The organism is Streptomyces sp. NPDC059900 (genome assembly GCF_050270335.1).
GTDB lineage: Bacteria > Actinomycetota > Actinomycetes > Streptomycetales > Streptomycetaceae > Streptomyces.
In genome coordinates, this window is record NZ_JBNNJZ010000034.1 from 20,356 (window position 1) to 36,863 (window position 16,508).

Below are 16,508 nucleotides of genomic sequence, written 5' to 3' on the forward strand. Positions count from 1 at the left end.
GTGCTGTCGGAGTAGTCGATCGCTGTAGGTCAGTCGTTGGTGTTAAACGTGGTCGTGGTCGTCGTGCCGCGGGCGTTGGTGGTGAGGTAAAGGTTTCCGTCCGGGTCGTACTTGTGGGTGACGGATCTCTGCAGCGGGTCGGTGACGGATGTCAGGCGGTGGGCGTCGTCGTAGCCGTAGGTGGTGGTGTTCTTGTTGTCGTCCTCACGGGTTTCGAGATTGCCGACGCTGTCGTAGCCGTACTTGGTCACGCCGTCGTCCGCGGCTGTGACGGTATCCAGTTGCCCGACCTCGTTGTAGCCGTAGTCGGTGCGCTTCTGCTTCGCGTCGATGCGCGCCGCGACCTGGCCGAGAGTGTTGTATTCGGTGGTCTCAGTGTTGCCCAACGGGTCAATGGCCTTAGTGCGGTTACCAGCTTCGTCGTAGCGGTACTCGGTGGTGTAGTCCTCGGGCTTGGCATCGGTGAGGTAGCCGCGCGGGTCGGTCTGGGCGATGAGCCGTCCGTCGCCGTCGAATTTCCACGTCGTCTTGCGACCCAGGTGGGTTTCGCTGGAGGACTGGTTTCCATCGGCGTCGTAGCCATAGGTGGTGGTCTTCAGCAGCGGGTTGGTAACGGTCCGCAGCTGGTCGGCGTCGGTGTAGGTGTAGGACGTAGTCACGTTGCGGGCGTTGGTGACTTCCTTAACGTTGCCGTTGTCGTCGTACTTGGTCACCGTGGTCCGGTTCATCGGGTCGGTGACCTTGTCAGGGCGGTCCAGGTCGTCGTACTCGGTCGTGGTCAGGCCCCCGGTGGGGTCGACGACCTCGTCCTGATTACCGTTGCGGTCATAGCCGTAGGTGGTGGTGAACTTGACCGGGTCCGCCCCCAGCTCGTTCCCGCGCGGGCTGGTGCTCGCGGACAGCCGCCCCGCGCCGTCGTATTTGTACGTGGTTTTGCGGCCGGTCTCGTCGACCTGCCACTCCACGTTCCCCCGAGTGTCGTAGTGAGTGAAGGCTTGTTTCCCGGCGGGGTTGATGACCGACTCGACTTGGTTTGCCGCGTTGTACTTGTACCGGGTGACTCGGTCTTTCGCGTCGGTGACGGTCTCGGTGTTGCCGTTGCTGTCATAGGTGAAGGAGGTGGAACGGCTCTTGGGGTCCGTCACCGACCTCAGCCGGCCATTGGGGAGGTAGTCGTACACGGTCGTGTACTGGTCCGGATCGGCGCCTTCGACGTTGCCGCGGGGCTCGGTCTCGGTCTTGATCTGCCCGTCTGCCGTATAGGTGTAGGTGGTGCGGCCGCCCTCGGGCTTGGTCACCGAGGAGAGCTGACCGTGACGGTCATAGCCGTACCGGGTAGTTCCGCCGCTTGGAGAAGTCTGGGTCTCTGTCAGGCCGTCCGCGTTGTAGGTGTACCCGGCCGTCCCCGCGGGGCCGGAGAAACTCTTGATGCGGTTGCTGTCGCCCTCGTACTTGAAGATCGTCTGCAGACCGCGGCCGTTGGTGGTGCTCTCCAGCCGGCCCGCAGCATCGAAGCCGGTCTTCTGTGTGATGCCGCCCTTGGTGGCGGTTGCGATGTTGCCGTGATCGTCGTAGGTGACGTTGGTCGGCTGGTACTTGCTGTCGTAGGACTCAGTGACATTCAGGTGGCGGTCGAAGGAGCGGTCCGTCCCGCCGCCCTCGGGCGCGTAGCTGCGCCGGAGGACACCGGCTTCGTACACGTCCGTCCAGATGCCGCCGGCCGGGTCGGTCATCTCGGACTCGCCCGAGCCGGCCGGCGATCCCGCCTTGGGGCGCCATTTGAAGCTGTGGGTACCGCCGTTGGCGTCGACCTGCCTGTTGATGCGCCCGCTGTCGGCGTCGTAGGTGTTCTGGGTGACGGTCTTGCCGTTGGGGTCGACGACGGTGGCGAGCTTTCCGCCCTGGTAGGTGTACTTGGTCTCGCCGCCCTCGGGACCGGTCACCTTTTCGAGCTGGCCCTCTGTCTGGTGGTAGAGGACTTTGCGCCCACCGGGCAGGGTGACCGACGAGAGGCGGCCGCTGGCCGCGTCGACCTCGAACGCCGTGTCCCGGCCTGCCGCATCCGTGATCTTCGCGAGTCGGCCGTCGGTGTAGCCCAACGTCAGGCCCTTGCCCGATCCGTCGACCCATCCCGTCAGCCTGCCCGCCTTGTCGAACAGGCGCCGGGTGTGGTCCAGCGCGGTCAGGGTAAAGCCGTCTGCCGTGGAGGTGAGCGTGAAGCGGACCGGTTTCGGCGCCGTGTAGGTGCCGTCAGACTTCTTGGTGAACTTGACCGTGGCGCCGTCGGCGTCGGTCAGCGTCGCCGAGTCCGCGGCGGGCGACAGCTTTGCTTCGTAGGGCAGGCGCCAGCCCTTGCCCAGCAGCCCTGTCGTCTCTTTCGCGTCCGAGGCGTAGTGGCGCGTCAGGTTCAGCGGCAGCCCCTTGCCGGGGACCACCGCGTCGGTGATGGTTTCGCGGACGACGCCGGTGGCGGTGTTGACCGGGTCGGCGCGGTAGAACTGGTAGGAGCAGGTGCAGTTGCCGCCCATCCCCCCGGGAATGCCGGGCGTCAACCAGGCCGTCCCCTTAGGAGTGGTCAGCGAGGAGGTCCAGGCAGTCGGCAGCCAGTACTCTCGGTACTTCTTATCCACGTCCGGGAACTTGTACCAGTGATTCGTCTGTTCCGCGCCGAAGGATATTTTCGCGTAGAACTCCACCCCGGTCTGCCCGTCCAGCACACCGTCGGTCACCCCGAACGAGCAGTTCTTGGGCACATCGCTGCCGGTGCCGGCCACCCACCACGTGCAGGCGCCGACCGTGTCGCCCTGGCTCGTGGTGGTGTCGCGGCTGACGAGCCGTGTGGCCATCAGTTTGTTGTCCGACGCCCGGTAGAGCTGCAGGCGCATGTACCAGGGGCGGTCCGTAGAAGCGCCCGTCCACTCGACGGCGAAGTTGAGCGAGGTCCTCCCGGGCTGGGCCACGAAATACGTCTGCGGCTTGATCGGGGTCTTCGCCGTCAGCTTGGTCTTCACACCAGAGGGGTCGAGGTCCGCCTCGTCCTGTCCTATATAGGTGTCACCCCACCTGGCGCCCTCGTAGGGGTCAGCAGCCGCCACCTCCACGGAGGGCGGCGCCTGACGGCGTGCCGGATCGCCTTCTCCGCCCGGCCGCGCAGAGGGCCCCTGCCCGGCCTGCTTCTCGCCCGGCCTGACCACAGTCTGCCGCGGCTTGCCCGCCCTCACGGCCTTCACCGAGGCCGCCGCGAAGCTCTTCGACTGCCTGACCTTCGGCGGGAACACGCCCAGCAGCTGCGCCTGGCCGACCTGGGTCTGCCGCTGGCTGCGCGTCATCGCCTTGGCGGGCTTCAGTGGCTTCGACACCCGCTCTGCCGCGACCGCGGTGCCGCGCGGCACTGGCGGTTCTGCTGACGTTTGCTGCGCGCGCGACTCAGCCCGACCGGAACGCGGCAGATCAACGGAAACCAACGTCAGCAGAACCGCCAGTAAGGAAACCAGCCCGATCCACTTCGCACGCAGACGCACGAACACTCCCCCGCAATCGCCCAGTTGGCCCTCGAACGTAAGGACGGATCTCGCAGAACCTATTGACCCTGGGTAAGGGATCAACTGCCCACAGTCGCAGTGGGATCATTCACAGAATCCCCATACAACCCTGCAGGACACTCACGCGTCACTACGCTCTGCAACCCCTCTCGCCCCGGAATCGCTCGAGCCTCCTGCCAAGCGATTCCCGCCGGGTCTTGCGTCTCCTTCCACCAGCCCCCCCTCGCCTTGTCACCGGTGATGTGGCGGTTGAAGGAGGTGGCGGCCAGGTCGAAAGTCGCCCGCTCGGCGCGCGCCTGGCCCCTGCGGCTCGGCGAGGTTAGGGGTAGGCGAGGTTAGGGGTAGACGCCATCCTGGATCCACCGATCTACGAGCTTGCGGCGCTGGCGGCGGCGTTCTTCCACTCGGGTACCGATCCAGTCACGGACGGTTCGCAGGCGAAGTGTCTCTAGGGCGGGATCACGGTGGGGTCGGTGCGGTACTGATCGAGTGCGGACGCTCGCTCGTGGTAGGGGATGCGGGACAGTCGCGAGACCATCGACCACATGTCGCGTTCCGCGGCGAGTGTGTCCGGCAAGGCCAGACCGAGAGAGGCGGCCAGGGGCTTGCGGCCGGTGTTGACCAGGGCCCGTACGGCAGCGGCCCATTCGTCGGTGGCGGTGACCGCCGAGCGGTACCAGACGGGCACGAGGGCAGCCAGCACGACCAGGACCGTCCCCAGGCGCCAGCGGTCGGGATGGTTGCCGAACAGAGCCAGTACGGCGGTTGCGGCGACCAGGACGTGGCCGGCCAGCAGGGCGACGAAGAAGTCGACGCTGGCGCGTGCCAGTTCCGTCTGGCGGCGGATCTGATCGGGTGCGCAGCCGGTGAGTTCGTTCCACATCAGCTGGGTGTCGAGCCGGTAGCGGTCCCAGCCGTATTCTTCGAAGCGCCGGATCGCGTTGCCCAGCCGGGTGGGTGCGACCTGGTCGTCGGCGATCGGGAAGCGCGCGAACTGTTCCTGCAGCAGTGCCCGCTGGACCGCGGTGCGGCGCTGGTCGCGGGCGGCGGCGCGGGCCAGGTGCGGGTCGGCCAGTAGCCTGGCCAGTTGCTGGGCGTCCGCGGGCGCCAGCGGTCCGTTTTCGCGCTCGCGGCGCTCAAGGCGCAGTAGGCTGAGGCGGCCCTCCAGGGCCTGCTTGCGGTTCAGGCTGCGCCGGCAGCTCGCCTCGAAGGCCCGCGCGGGCCACAGGAGGTAGCCCTCCAGCAGCCGGTAGAGGGCGTTCTGGCAGGCGTTGGCGACCAAGCCCAGCAGCAGAGCGCCGGTCACCAGGGCCGCGCCGGTGGGAAGGCCGGAGGAGTCGGGCAGCCGGTCGAAAGGGCCGAGGTCACGCAGGCTGGGGGCGACCGCGAGGATAAAGACGGTCAGGTTCAGTGCCGTGGGCAGGATCCATCCCACCAGCAGCGTCCAGGCCCCGCCGAGCACGCCCTTGGCGATGTCACCCATCGGCGGGCTCGGGCCATTCATCGTCGTCCGAGCCGGTGCTGGGGCCGGGTGGGGTATGTCCGGGCGGCGGCATCGAGCGGTAGCCGTCGGGGGCGATCGCCGAGGCCGACACCTGCCCGCCCTCGAGGTTGAAGAGGAGCACCGCGCGGAGCCGTTCGAACGCGGCGAATCGCGTGAGGGGTTCGGGCACCAGCGCAAGGAGTTCGCGCAGCCGGCTGAATGATGTGAGTCCGGTCTGGGACAGTTCGGTGGCGAACCGGTCGAGTCCCTCGCCCAGGCCGTCAGGATCCTCCAGCACCTCGGCGACAAGGTCTCGGGAATCCGCGAGGAAATTGCGGGCCGCCCGCACCTCCCGGCTGAGGAGAGCAAGGCCAGCAGGGCCGGGCTCGTCGGCCTCCGGCAGGGCTTCGTCCCGTGATGCCGTGGCGTCCTGAGCTCGTCTCGGCTTCGGGTATCTGCCGGGTGGTGTCACTGGCGGGTGGTCCTCGTCATCCGAGCGCGGGGGCGGATCCTCGCCATGCGCCGTCCGTCCGGCGACTGGACGGACAGCTCTGCGGGGGCCACCCAGGCCCAGTGTCTCCCCCTCGGGCGGCGGGGCCGGCGCATGGGGATCGCCCGCCGATATCTCGCCCTCGCGCGAAGGCGCGGGCATGTCGAGATCGCGCGGCGGCGCGGGCTGCTGCTGATCGCCGTCGACGAAGTTCTGGCGTTCATGCCTGGTGTGCTTGGACTCGCGGTCCCCGCCGCCAGAGCTCCCCAGCAGCCCTGCGTCGTCCCTAGGCATGCAACAACCCCCTGATCGGTCCGGGTTTCGGCCAGCTCGAAGAATCCAAGCGCAAGTGCCGCTTGCGGACAACGGGGCACCAAGCACTCGCGCCGATCCGACTTACCGCTCGTGCGGGTGACACGGGTGGTCTTCGACGGCACGGAGGAGTGCCCCGACTCGCTACGCAGATCACGAACACGTCGTGATCTTTCGAGGAGACACGTGCACGCCATCATGCGCACCGCCGTCCTGCTCACTGCCGCCGTCGTCTTCGCGATTCCGGCGACCACCGCCCAAGCCGCCCCCGCCAGCAGCCCCAAGCCGCCCCATAGGCGGGCGAGACGGTTACTCGGCCGCTCCTGGCCGCGCTCAAGTCCCTGCCCGTCAGGGACGAGGACCGCACCGGCTACCAGCGCACCTCCTTCAAGCACTGGGTAGACGCCGACAAGGACGGCTGCACCACGAGGGCCGAAGTCCTCAAGGCCGAGGCGTTGACCGCCCCCGACCGGGGCGCCAAGTGCAAGCTGAGCGGCGGCCGCTGGTACTTCGAGTACGACGACGAGTACGTCGAAGGCCCCTCCGGCCTTGATATCGACCACCGGTGCCGCTCGCCGAATCCTGGGACTCCGGGGCCAAGGACTGGACCGCGGCCGAGCGCCAAGCGTACGCGAACGACCTCGGAGACGAGCGGGCATTGATCGCTGTCACGGCGAAGTCTAGAGATCATTAACGGCTGGGGTTACGGCGGTTGAGGGTTGAGTCCGGTCTTGGCCGTGAAGGCCTCGATGAGGCCGGGCCGGTACTGCATTCGCTTCAGTCGCGTCTTCACCAGCGCGGTGAGCTCGTCGAGACTGTGCTTGGTGAGGTTGGCCAGCGACCTCTTCAGGTGCGACCACACGCCCTCGACCGGGTTGAGCTCGGGAGCGTACAGCGGCAGCTGGTAGACGGTCAGCCACGACCGGGCGGCAACCAGCTCCCGCATCGTGCGGCTGACGTGCGTGTTCAAGTTGTCCCACACCAGGACAACGGGAGACCGCCCAGCTGCTGGCGTGCGCCAAACAGCAGGCGTGCGTAGTCGGTCTCGGTGAAGCCCTTGCGCCGCCCCTTGGCAGGACCGCGGTCCAGGTGGATGCGGTAGATCAACCGCTGCCGACAGCCGGCCTTGATACAGACCAGCGCGACCCTCGAGATACGCCTGACGCCCGCCGCGGTGACCCGCACCAGCGGGGTGCGGCCATGTCGGCCCCAGGTGCGGCCCCTGGGGCGGCCTCAGGCCCTGGCCTGCCTCGTCCTCGAAGCAGAGCCAGGCACCCGGGTCCGCCGCCCTCTTCTTACGACGGGCCACTGCTCGTCCCTCCACACGGCGATCTTCGACTCATCGCGCTCCGTGGCCCTGCGGGCCGGGACCTGCACACTCCAGCCGATCCGGTGCAGCAGCAGGTCCAGCCCGCCCGGGGTGTAGCTGACGCCGAACCGGCGGCGCACGACCTCGCCGATCCTGGCCAGCGTCCAGCACTGAACACGCCAGCCCCAAGCGGCCGGACCGGCCTCCAACACCGCTTCCAGACAATGCAGTTGCCCGGCACTGAGTTTGCAGCGTGCACCGCCGGGCCCCTTGGAGACCAGGGCATGCCGGCCGCCCGAGGCCAGAGCCCGGCGCCAGCGGTTCGCCGACATCCGAGTCACCCTGAACCGCCGGGCCACCTCCCGGTCGCTGGCCCCCGCCTCAATCAAGTCAGCAGCTTCCAGACGGACCCGTTCACGCCGCTTCCGCTCCTGAGCCGTCAGCCCGCCGCCATCCGCATACCTCATCCCTCCGGCATAGCGCGGCCCACACCAACCGTCACGACCCGACGTAACCCGCACTGCTAAAGATCTCTAGCGCTTCACGGAGTCGGCGAGGAATGCCACCGGGCTCTGAAGAAACCGCAATCGGCCCGCGCAGGGGAAGCACTACTCAGGAACTCTCCGCCGAGCGCGGGGATCGAGGTGCATGCCGGACCCGGTCTGTTGGGTCTGCTCTCGGCAATTGAGGGCGAGCAGCCTGGTCAGACGTTGGCTGTGCGGTTCGGCTGCAGACTCAGAATGCCAGTGAGTGCCTTCTGTACCTGCTCGTAGCGGTGGCGGGCTTCGTGCGCGTTCTCGGGGACGTGGCCGGAGGCATCTGCGATCAGAGACCACGGCAGACCTTGCTGCCGCCCCCGTGCCACGGTTGCGGCGCTGTCCTCGTAGCTGGTGACCTGGTCGTTCTTCCCGTGTATGACAACGATGCGTTGCTTTGCACCGGTTCGGGTCAGGTTCTCAGGGGCGAAGGTGCGGTGGTGCGGCAGTGACGCGTTGAGGTTGTATCGGTCAGAGAACCACGATGCGTACCGCTCGTCGTCACGGGCGGCACGGGCAGCTTGGTTTCGGATGTCTGTCAGTGGTGCGCTCGCGACAGCCCCGGCGATGCGGGGAATGAGGGTGCAGCCGAGTAGGGCCAGAGAACCGCCGAAGCTTCCTCCCAGGAGGGCTGTGCGGGCCGGTGGGATACCCCAGTTTCGGAGTATCGCGGCTAGGCATGCATCAAGATCTTTTTGGAATGCGGCGGCCCAGTTCTTCCATGGTTGTCGAAGGAAGGCGGATCCGTAGCCGCTGGAGCCGGTGTAGTTGAGGCCGATTACACCGACTCGGGCGTGCAGGAGGTCACGGTAGAGGCCATCCCACCGCAGTTCGTCTCGTTCCTGGGATTCCGGGCCACCGTGCAAGGAGATGACGGCTGCGCGTGGTTGGTCCGGTGGCTGGTAGATCAAACCGGGGGTCGCGGCGAAGTAGGTGTGGCGGGGGGCCGTTAGGCGGGGGGCGGGCTGGACCGCTCCGGGGGCGCGCTGGACGGATCCGTCTGCCTCGATCCACCAGTAGGAGGTGCCTTCCGTGGTGGACAGCCCGTACAGGCCGATGCCCCGGAGGGCTGTCACTTTGGGGAGGAGACGTCCGGCTCCTGGTGTCTCCATCCGTTTCATGTCGCCGCTGGCCAGGTCCAGGTGGTAGGCGTGGTCCCTGCCTTCGTGGGCGGTGATCACCAGTGCGCGGGAGGGGACCGCCCGGAAGAAGCGGCTGCTGCTCACGGGTTCGGTGGTGGCAGCAATGTGCTGCAGTTGTCCGGTTCGCAGATCCCAGTGGGCGAGGCGCGGTTCTTCGGGCGCGTCTGTGAGGACCAGGGCCTGGTCGTGGTGGCCGTCGAGCCACTGGGCCTCCGTGGTGCAGCCTTCCGCGGTGGCGCCGCCGTTCAGGGGCTCGATGTGCAGGAGCGGCCGGAGCGGGCCGCGCTCTTCCTGCAGCACTACGGCGTCGCCGGCGGGCGACCAGTGCACCGCCTGTCCTCTGGCCCGGGGGCGATGGATACGTGTCGCCGCGTCCTCGGCCACCCATAGCAGGCTCTTGTTCCCGTCCTCCTCGTCCGTGACGGTCAGTACGAAGCACGTGTTGTCCGCGGTGGTGCGGCACTCGATGACGTCATGAATGGTCCACTGGCCGGCGGGTGCTGTCGGCAGAGCGGCGGTCCAGACGCGTTCGGCGCCGTCCAGTGAGTGCTCGGTGACTTCGAGGCGGTGTTCGTGGAGGCGGAAGCAGGTGAATGACTCAGTTGACTGGGTGTAGAGGATGGCGTCGCCATCAACGGTGAGGTCCAGCTCTGCGCTGGCCCCCTCCTTCTGCTGTACCGGACCGATCCGCAGCGTCCCGTCCTCTTGCATGTGGGCGAGGACCGGTCCCTGTTGCCAGGTCAGAAGGTGTTTTTGGCGTTCGCTGAAAACCGCCTCAAGAAACGGCATGGGCGGGCTCCGCTTGCGTGTCTGCGCTCTGGGATCGCCGCAGGTACGCGTAGAACAGCGGTACGAGTACGGCATTGGCGGCTGTGAGCGTGGTGGCGATCAGGACGGTGGTGGAGCTGCCTAGTTGGTGGTAGAACCAGCCGCCGAGTGCGCCGCCGAGGGAGTCTCCTGCCAGGAAGGCGCTCTGGACCAGGCCGAAGAAGACGCCTGCGAGTGCAGAGGGAAAGGCGTTGAGCTGGAGAAGCTCCTGGGAGACTGTTGCACCGAGCAGGAAGGCTCCGCGGAGTGCCAGGGCTACGGCCGCGATCCACGGGCCGGCGGCGACCGCGAGGACCAGTGTGGTGGCGGCGCAGCATCCTTCCGCGATCAGGAATACGGTCAGGGGCGAGCGCTGGCGCAGGAATCTGCCGGCCACGGCGGCTGCCGACAGGCGTGCGACGCTGGCGATGGCCAGGACGACGCCCACCCAAGCCAGGGGAACACCCCTGTCCGCGAGCAGCAGCGGCAGGTAGGGGCTGAGCAGGCTCACGTAGAAGCCCATCAGAAGCCCCAGCCCGACAACTCCGAGGGATATCCCCCGGTGTCGGGTGAAGACGTCTCGCAGCCTGGCCTGCTTGCCGGGGGAATCTCCATCCGCACCGGCAGGCACGCGCGGCTTGCTCGGGGGGATGAAGGCGATGGTGGCCAGGACGAAGACGGCTGCCAGAAGCAGGACGGTTACGTAACCGCTGTCCCCCGCGCCGATCAGCGCGGCGAGGGCTCCTGCGGAGCCGGTGCCCAGTGCCATGCCTGCCTGGTTCATGAACTCCCTGCGGGAGATGATTGCCGGCCGCTGCGACTCGTTGGCGTTGTAGAGGGTCCACGTGCGCAAAGCGATGAAGACCGAGGACGCTCCCATGCCCCCGACGAGACCGGAGATAACAGCGACTGCCGGGCTGTCGTGGACCACGCGCAGGGCCATGCCGACGGCGTACAGCAGAGAGCCGGCGGCCATGATCGGACGCGGTCCCCAGCGGTCGGCGAGGCGGCCCACGAAGACCGACATGGTGCCCGCGATCGCCATCGCGGTATAGGAGAGCCCGAACGCGACGAGGTGGTCGTGACGTTCGAAGTACAGGGGGTGGATGGTCTTCGACAGCCACATGCCGGCGAAGAACAGGAACGTGAAGGCCGCCACGCGGCGTGCTCCGGGGACGCGGGCTGGTGGAGCGGTGTCGGTCGGGTTGCCCGCGGCGTTCGTTGTGTCGGTCACGTGCCGGCCCCGAGTATTTGGTCGAGGTTGGCGCGTGCATCGGGGTCGCCGGGCGTGAGGGTCAGCACCCGCTCGAGCGCGGCGCGAGCTGCCGACAAGTCGCCGAGCATAGCGTGTTGTTCGGCGGTCAGGGTCAGCAGTTTGGCCCGCTGATCGTCGACAAAGCCTTCATGGCTGCGTCCGGAAAGATGGGCAAGCGCGTCCTCGGGCCGCCCCGTTTCAGCCAGGATGTAGGCGTAGTCATAGATGGCATCAAAGTCGCGGCCGTCGCACTCGTACGCGGTGCGGTACGAGCTCACTGCATTGTCGTTGTCACCCAGCTGAAGGTAGACATATCCGAGAAGCGAATGCGTCTCCAGGATCGAGGGGCCGAGATCACGGGCTTCCAGGAGGCATTTCAACGCTTCATCGAACTGACCCAGGTCCATGTGGCAGTGGGCGAGCTCCATGTGATACTCGGGCATTTTGCCATCGACTTCGAGAAGCTGCCGGTATGTTTCGACGGCGGCTTTGCTGTCGCCGATCCTGCGGTAGCACTGTGCCAGGTTGTAGATGAGAACCGTCTGGTGCATGTGGTTCTTCGCCGAGCCGTTGCGCAGCTTTTCGATACCGTCGGTCAAGTGGGATATGGCTTCTGGCACGCGGCCGCGCCGGAATTCGACCAGGGCATAGCCGTTGCGGTTGAATACTTTGTGAAACTCAAGGTCTTCGGTAGCCTTGTCGGCCTGTTGCAAAACCCTGTAGCCGTCCTCCAGGAATGCTGCGGTCCGGTCGAGTGAGCGCAGATGGGCCGGGTGATGGCGGGCGTAGAGCATCGAGAGCCCGTAGTTGGCTCCTGCCGCACTCACCGGGTCCGTGTCTTCGCTCCAGCGCAGATAGCAGAACTCTGCCTCCAGGGTGCGTCCGAGCATGGCATAGCCCAGCCCGAGGCGCCCCCACACGGCGGGGGTGCTGCGGTGAGCCAGCAGGGCGTCGAGGATGCGGGTGGCCGTCCAGCTGTCCCCGATACTCAGGTACCGGACTGCCTGCTCGTAAAGGAAGTCCAGGTCTGCGGCGCCGGGCGACGACTCCCGGGCGAGATGCTCGATGCGGCCCTCAGTTGCCGCGGGCGCATACGTCAGGACGTCCGCCCCATCGGCGGCCTGTCCCGTGGACATCCGCACGCGCACGTCAGCACGTGGTACCGCGGCGAGGGTCTCGAAGAAGAGGCGGCTGCCGTCGTCGAGGTGCTCGGCCGACGTCACTGCTATGGAGCAGGGGCCGATCTCGGCGAGCAGCGCCTGGCCCACGTCCCGGAAGTTGCGGATCACACGCTCTTTGAGGAAGAAGCGGATGCGGTCGTGGGCTTGCGCGGCGTCAGTCAGACTTGAGTCGCCCTGCACGGACACGCATTCAGGAGCATCGGGGGCGATGAGCTTCAACCCGATAAGTGCCTCACGCGGCCAGGGCTCCTTGCCGGCCTGACTGATCAGGGCTTTCACCGGGCCGAACCCCACGATGTGCCGGTCGGCGGCGACCACGACTTCCCGCATCCATTCCCCCACTGCTCGTGAACCGCGTCTGCGGGGAACGCTGAACGCGTCCCCCGCAGACGGTAATTTGCGCCCTCTTAAATCAGGAGGCGTTGTACATGACGGAGAAGATGACCTTCTTGGGCTTCGGTGCAGCCTTTACGAGCTTCATTTCGTACCCCCTTCTGTGACCGGCAACGCTTGCCGGGCTGAAAGGAAATTAGCTGCCTCTTCGTGGCAGCTGCAACCAAAATCGGGGAACACGCCCAGTGATCCACATCACAAGAAATAGCTCAGGAAAGTGCAGGAGCTTCCACTTCTATGACTTGAAATACATACACCAGTTACCACATGCGCACGGTATGTCCGATGTTGCGCAAAACTGATCGAGTGCTAAGTGGCCGGAATTTGCCAGCAGTCGGTGCTGGGAGAAGAACCAGATGCCTGACCGCACCAGACTGCGAGCGGGCCCGGAACTTCGCTCAGTCGTCTCTGTCCGCCCGGCCCGCTGAATAGCGGAACGGCATTGGGGCTGGTCGAGGCGCACGAGGCCCGCGATATCTCGTACTCCATGGTTCGGCTGTATGTGAAAGATCGGCGCAAGGAGATCAGCCGCGAAGCCGGGGTGAGCCCGGTCGCTTATGACCGGACGCGTGTCCACCACCGCGGAGTCCGCCGGGCCGGGAGCCCGGCGTTCAGGTGCGTGCTCGCCTGCTCCGCAAAAGTGGATAACTCAGACTCCAGCCTTGCCAGGAGGCAGCGCGTGTTCGTTCTCTTCGTCACCGGAACCGTCGGGTACCTGGCCAAGATGCTCAGGTCCCGCAGGAGGTCGCCGGCGTGCATGCTCACGAGCCTGGCCAAGTGGGCGATGTGCAGCGGGCCTTCGAGCGAGACCACCGCCGCCCGGCCTGTGATTGCAGTTCCCAGCGTGTAGAGCTGCTGGCAGGCCTCCAGCGCGGTCCCCGAGAGCGGCCGGGGTGGCGGTTCGGTGAACGTGTGCTCGTCCAGGAGCGGCACCAGCCTGGCCGCCTCGTGCGTGAACGCCCAGGAGACAGACAGGAGTTGAGCGTATGACTCGCGTTGAGCTGTCCGACGTGCGGTGTCCAGGGCGCTCCGCCCCTGCGCTCTGCCTGCTGCGTATGCCGCCCACGCTGCCAGGAGGGATGCAGGGGCGGCTACGAGCGCCGCCATGACCTCGGACTCCATAGGGAGAGCCTGCCCGGCGCTATCCGCATCGGGCCATGGCCCGACCGGCACGGTCCTCTCACGCACCGTCAAAGCGGCTACGCCGGGCGCTCATCCTCCAGGGCCACCAGCAGGCGTGCCGTACCCTCGATTACCTGGCCTGGGGCGCGACGAAAGCCTCTCGATCGACTTGCTGACACAGTGGCGGGTCCACCTCTCGGTCGACCAGGTCAGCACACTCGCAGACGTCTCCGCCGTCGATCCGTATGCGATCTACGCGCCGGGCGGCAGAGGGCTGATCGGGTGGGGTTCCACCGAGTGGGCCGACGAGCAGTTCTGGCTGATCGACGCCGAGCGGCCGGGCGAGTACCTGATCCTCGCGCGGTCCGATGACGGCGGCGCACGGCACCGGTACGACCTGTCCACCTCAGAGTTCCTCTACCGCCTCCTGGCCGACGCCGCTTTCCAACCCTTCGGGATCGCGCAGTACGACCTCGCCACCACATTCGAACCCGGCTCCAGGACCCCCTCGAAGGCCGGCCACTCTGACGAGGGGAGCAGTGTTCGACAGAGCCAGCCCCGCCTCGACGGGTCCGTCTCTGTCGGCGGAGTCTCGGGAGTGGGCCGACAAGAACGCCTTCAGCGGTTGAGATCGACGACGGGTACGCCGTATCCCTCGTAGGCCTTCGCGGCGACGGTAGCGATCAGGGCATCGGCTCCCCACCCGGGCAGATGCCGGGCCGCGTGGATCGCCGCGCCGACGCCCACCGGGACACCGTCGTGGTGCAGCGCAGCCGTGGTGAGCGTTGCGGGGTAATCGAGGTCGACGGTGTGCAGGACCTCCAGCTGGCCGACGTGCTCAGCCATCCCCCGGTGCTCGCGGTCGGCTTCCAGAACCGAGAGGGCCGGCACCCACAGCCGGGTGTCTGTTTCGAAGTGCGCGCGGTGGATCAGTGCGGAGACCTGCCGGTTTCCCGCCAGGGCCAGAAGCGTCGGAGTGTCGAGCACAAGGTGGTGGAGAATCACGCGGCAGCGCCGTGCGGCGGGGCAAGGGCCTCGCGCAGCTTCGCGCCCATCGCCGCGCTCTCCTCGTCCGACACCTCGACCCCGAAGTGCTCCGCGAGATACGTGCGCGTGCGTTCGGCCCGCTCCCGGCGCTCCTCTTCGGTCAGTGTGGAGTCCGCGAACTCCTGCACCAGGGAGCGGATCGACATCCCCCGGGACTCGGCGAGTACCGCCAGGCGGTCGCGGACCTCGGCCGGCACCCTGATCATCGCATCAGACATAGCCGAAGTATACGTCGCCGTATACGCCCCTGTCCGGCGAACAGCGCCGCCCCGGAGCGGCCGGAGGGTGCACGACCAGCGGCCCGCTCGGAAGCGGATCGCCCGGGAGCGCCGGGAGGTCTGCTGCCGGCTACCCCGTGAGGGTCGGCGGGCAGCCCTTCCCCCTGCCTCGCCGGCGCCTTTGTTACGTCCGGGCGCCGAGACAACGCGGTCGGCCCGGCGGCGCAGGCGGCGACCGGCTCCAGGATCGGCAGGCGTCGACGGCGTGTCCTGATCATTTGCTGTCGTGGCGCCGAGGAGGGCCGAACGGCGCTCCGCGGCGGCGCTCACGCTTCCCCGGCCCCGGCCCCGGCGGTGCGGCTGCGGGAGCGCCGCAGCCGCGGCGGCCTGCGGGGCGCCGGAATCGACGGGAGAACCTCCCACAGCGGGCGCGTCCCGCGGGCCCACCGCTCCAGCAGCTGCCGGTCGACCAGGTGCAGACCCTGCTGGCGGGCGAAGTCCCTGGCGGGCTGGGAGATACGCCCGTTGGTCACCATCACCACGACGTCGCCGCCGTGCACCGGTCGGCCGGTGCCGTTGAGAGTCTGCAGATCCGGAGTGCCCACCGCCGCACCGTCCGCACCCTTCTTGCGGTGCTTGCACTGGATGACCCACAACCTGCCCAGCGGGTCGCGGCCCTTCACATCGGCGCCGAGATCTCCCCGGCCGCCGCAGCGCAGCGCATCGTGCGAGCCGTCCCGGGCCAGCAGGTCGCGTACGGCGACCTCGAAAGCCGTGTGATGCATGCCGTCCAGCTGGCCCAGCGAGTACGTCAGCCCCTGGACGCGCAGCCGAGCGGACCGCATCTGGTCAATCCGGCGGTAGACCCAGCCCGCCAGCGCCAGCAGTGCCACCAGGGCGAGCACCACCAGCACCCACCAGTTCGCCAGGACCCACTGGGCGGCCTTGACCATCAGCAGTGTGCCCACGACGAGGGCGCCGAGGGCCATGAGGAGTTCGTCGCGGTCGCTCAGCCTGCTGCGCCGTCGCCGGCGGCGCGGGCTCACCGCCCCACTCCCGCAACGGCCGCACGGTCCAGCTGCTGTTGCGCCGTGCTCGCGTGATCGGTGCCGCTGTTTCCCCTGGTCCCGGACACTGTTCCCCCTCGGGTTGCCGCTCCCCGCCGCTTTCATGACAGCACCCGGCGCTGACAGCCGCCCCGGTGTCGCGATCATCAGACCGAAAATGGCTGGCCGAACTCCAACTGCTGTTCGTGTGCGAGGAGTTGGCGGCCCGGGATTGTCAGTGGCGGCCGATACCGTCGAATGTTGAGCCGAGGATTCCCCGGCCCCGCCTGGGGTGCCGCACCTGCCCCCCGTCCTCACCAGCGAGGTTCCGTGTCCTACGTTCGCCCGCACGTCCGCCGTGACGGAACGCCCGTCAAAGGCCACTACCGCCGTCAGCGTCCCCGCACCGCCACCGCGCGGACCGCTCCCCGCCGAAGGGCTTCGCGTCGCACTTCCGCGCCGCGGCCCCGTCCGGTACCCGGATCTACCACCTACGTCGCCCCCTACTACCGGGCCGACGGCACCCGCGTGCGCGGGCACCGGAGGGCCCTCAGCCCCGCCGCCGCGGCGGGCACCGGAGGCGGGATCATCCTGCTGATCCTTCTTCTGCTGCTGGCCCTGTAAC

General features: G+C 67.5%; 11 protein-coding genes and 1 pseudogene. 1 reads left to right on the forward strand and 11 read right to left on the reverse strand.

The annotated features are described in order from the left end of the window. Positions 1–29: 29 nt before the first annotated feature. From ACQKIP_RS08165 to ACQKIP_RS08200, 8 genes and pseudogenes are all read right to left on the reverse strand, one after another. On the reverse strand, positions 30–3,521 hold the full coding sequence (locus tag ACQKIP_RS08165) for a DUF6531 domain-containing protein (RefSeq protein WP_427742543.1): 3,492 nt from the start codon (positions 3,519–3,521) through the stop codon (positions 30–32). A 469-nt stretch (positions 3,522–3,990) separates the two neighbouring features. After that, positions 3,991–5,025, reverse strand: a complete 1,035-nt coding sequence (locus tag ACQKIP_RS08170; protein ID WP_365866914.1) for a hypothetical protein — start codon at positions 5,023–5,025, stop codon at positions 3,991–3,993. Further along, positions 5,018–5,809 (reverse strand): hypothetical protein, encoded by a 792-nt coding sequence (locus tag ACQKIP_RS08175; protein WP_365866916.1) that lies wholly within the window; start codon positions 5,807–5,809, stop codon positions 5,018–5,020. The genes ACQKIP_RS08170 and ACQKIP_RS08175 overlap by 8 nt, the downstream gene beginning before the upstream one ends. 721 nt (positions 5,810–6,530) lie before the next feature. After that, a pseudogene (locus ACQKIP_RS08180) lies at positions 6,531–7,603 on the reverse strand (IS630 family transposase). 236 nt (positions 7,604–7,839) lie between these two features. Then, positions 7,840–9,603 (reverse strand): alpha/beta hydrolase family protein, encoded by a 1,764-nt coding sequence (locus tag ACQKIP_RS08185; protein WP_365866921.1) that lies wholly within the window; start codon positions 9,601–9,603, stop codon positions 7,840–7,842. After that, positions 9,590–10,855 (reverse strand): MFS transporter, encoded by a 1,266-nt coding sequence (locus ACQKIP_RS08190; RefSeq protein WP_365866923.1) that lies wholly within the window; start codon positions 10,853–10,855, stop codon positions 9,590–9,592. The genes ACQKIP_RS08185 and ACQKIP_RS08190 overlap by 14 nt, the downstream gene beginning before the upstream one ends. Beyond that, on the reverse strand, positions 10,852–12,375 hold the full coding sequence (locus tag ACQKIP_RS08195) for a tetratricopeptide repeat protein (RefSeq protein ID WP_365866924.1): 1,524 nt from the start codon (positions 12,373–12,375) through the stop codon (positions 10,852–10,854). The genes ACQKIP_RS08190 and ACQKIP_RS08195 overlap by 4 nt, the downstream gene beginning before the upstream one ends. Positions 12,376–13,005: 630 nt before the next feature. Next, positions 13,006–13,572 carry a hypothetical protein gene (locus ACQKIP_RS08200; RefSeq protein ID WP_365866926.1) on the reverse strand — a complete coding sequence of 189 codons (567 nt, stop codon included), beginning with the start codon at positions 13,570–13,572 and terminating at the stop codon, positions 13,006–13,008. Positions 13,573–13,741: 169 nt separating this feature from the next. Between ACQKIP_RS08200 and ACQKIP_RS08205 the strand changes: the two genes are divergently transcribed. Beyond that, a complete protein-coding gene (locus tag ACQKIP_RS08205) occupies positions 13,742–14,233 on the forward strand; it encodes a hypothetical protein (RefSeq protein ID WP_365866927.1) in 492 nt (163 codons plus the stop codon). Here the strand turns inward: ACQKIP_RS08205 and ACQKIP_RS08210 are convergent. From ACQKIP_RS08210 to ACQKIP_RS08220, 3 genes are all read right to left on the reverse strand, one after another. Further along, positions 14,191–14,577, reverse strand: a complete 387-nt coding sequence (locus ACQKIP_RS08210) for a hypothetical protein (protein WP_365866929.1) — start codon at positions 14,575–14,577, stop codon at positions 14,191–14,193. The genes ACQKIP_RS08205 and ACQKIP_RS08210 overlap by 43 nt on opposite strands. Continuing rightward, complete coding sequence (locus ACQKIP_RS08215; RefSeq protein ID WP_365866931.1) at positions 14,574–14,837, reverse strand: hypothetical protein; 264 nt, start codon at positions 14,835–14,837, stop codon at positions 14,574–14,576. The genes ACQKIP_RS08210 and ACQKIP_RS08215 overlap by 4 nt, the downstream gene beginning before the upstream one ends. 326 nt (positions 14,838–15,163) lie before the next feature. After that, the gene (locus ACQKIP_RS08220; protein WP_365866933.1) at positions 15,164–15,883 is read right to left on the reverse strand and encodes a restriction endonuclease; all 720 of its coding nucleotides are present in this window, start codon (positions 15,881–15,883) and stop codon (positions 15,164–15,166) included. Positions 15,884–16,508 lie beyond the last annotated feature (625 nt).